The sequence below is a fragment of the Nocardia sp. NPDC004722 genome (genome assembly GCF_053601505.1).
On record NZ_JBSGBY010000979.1, the window covers coordinates 1 to 1942 of the forward strand.

The 1942-nt window shown below is 68.2% G+C and carries 2 protein-coding genes; one reads left to right on the forward strand and one right to left on the reverse strand.

The window, feature by feature from the left end:
• Positions 1-878, reverse strand: an 878-nt coding sequence (locus ACWELQ_RS44815; RefSeq protein WP_452403043.1) for a serine hydrolase domain-containing protein, incomplete at its 3' end; no start/stop codon positions are given.
• An 86-nt stretch (positions 879-964) separates the two neighbouring features.
• Between ACWELQ_RS44815 and ACWELQ_RS44820 the strand changes: the two genes are divergently transcribed.
• Positions 965-1942 (forward strand): ArnT family glycosyltransferase (locus ACWELQ_RS44820; RefSeq protein WP_452403044.1); only part of this gene is annotated, 978 nt, incomplete at its 3' end.

Consider the following 1942-nt stretch of genomic DNA (forward strand, 5'->3'; position numbering starts at 1 on the left):
GCGGTGGTCACCAGGTTGCCGGAGGGGAGTTCGGCGGTGAGGAAGGCGCGGGCGGCGGCCTCGTCGGTGGGACCAGACAGGCCGCCGCCGAGGGCGCGGCCCGCGACGTGCCGCCACAGCTTGGACGGGCCGGGGCCGACCTTGACGCTCGGCACCACCGCGTCGACGTCCTCGGGGCGCACGCCGAAATTGGTCCAGCGGAAGCCGAGTGGTTCCAGGACCTGCTCGCGCAGGTGCTCGCGCATGGATTTTCCGGTCGCGCGCTGAACCAGCAGACGCTGGATCAGGCCGCCGGTGAGGGCGTGATAAACGCGGAACCGGCCCGGTGGCCAGCTCGGCTCCAGGTCGGCCAGGCCACGCACCGCCAACTCCTCGTCGAGCACCAGGTCCGAGCCGCGATGCGGTGGGGTGATGAAAGGGACTCCGGCGGAATGCGACAGCACATCGCCGATGGTGATGCGCTCCTTGCCGTGCCCGGTGAACTCCGCAACATACGCGCACACCGGGTCGGTCAGCGCGAACGCGCCTTGCTCGATGAGCATGAACATCAGCGCCGCGGAAACGCCCTTGGCCGTGGAGAATCCGCAGAACGGCGAATCGGGCGTGACCAGGCGCTTGTCGGCGTCGGCGGCGTCCTTGGGCGCATTGCCCCAGCCGTAGCCGATGGCCCGGTTCAGCACCACCTGCCCGCGATGGCGCAGGCATACCTGAATGGCGGGAGTGGTGCCCAGGCGATACCAGTCCTGCACCGACTGCCAGATCGCCTCGATATCGCCGCGGTCGAGTCCGGTGGCGGCGGGCTCGGATTCGACTCCGATCGTGGTCACCGCGTCGAGGTCGGGGTCGATTCGCACCAATGCTGCCGTAGCTGGGCTCATTCGACCAGCATAGAGAGATCGCGGTTCACAGGAATCTCCCAGGCTCGAGCCAGGGTCCTCACTGTCTGGGCAGACACACTCCCGCGGTGAGCGTGACCACTGCCGAGTTGGCCCCGTCCGAACCGACCACCCCGCCTGCCGAGAGCGAGGGCGGCCTGTCACCCGCGAGTCGCTGGGAGCGGCTCGCGTTAGCGCTGCTGCTGCTCGGCACCGCCGTCGCCTACCTGTGGAACATCACCGTCAATGCGATGGGCAACAGCTTCTACGCCGCAGCCGCCTGGTCCGGATCGCAGAACTGGAAGGCGGTGTTGTTCGGGTCGCTCGATCCGGGCAACTTCATCACCGTCGACAAACCGCCGGTGTCGCAATGGGTGATGGGCGTGTCCGGGCAGCTGTTCGGATTCAGCAGCGCGAGCATGCTTGCACCGCAGGCAATCATGGCGGTCGGCGCGGTCGCGCTGATGTACGGCGCGGTCACGCGGGTGACGCTCAGCCGCGTCGCCGGACTGCTGGCGGGCGTGGTGCTCGCGGTGACGCCCGTGGTGGCGTTGATGTTCCGGTTCAACAACCCCGACGCGGTGATGGTGCTGCTGATGACCGCGGCCGCGTACTGCACGGTGCGGGCGCTGGCTCGGGCGAGCCTGCTGTGGATCACGCTGACCGGTGTCGCGTTGGGTTTCGCGTTCCTGGCCAAGATGCTCGAGGGCCTGATGGTGTTGCCCGCGCTGGGGCTGGCCTACCTGATCGTCGCGCCGACGACACTGGGCAAGCGGCTGCTGCACTCGCTCTCCGCACTGGCCGCGCTGGTCGTCTCCTCCGGCTGGTTCGTGGTGCTCACCATCCTGTGGCCCGCCGATTCCCGCCCCTATCTGGCGGGATCCAAGGACAACACCTTCATGGATCTGGTGCTGGGCTACAACGGTTTCGCCCGCTACCTGGGCAAGAACCATATGGGTGGCAATCCGGGCAGCCAATTCGTCGCCCAGCACCGCCACGCCCGGATACTTGCCGGTGACCACGTGCCCCGCGCGGCTGCGCAGCGTCACCGCGCCGTCCTCGATCTC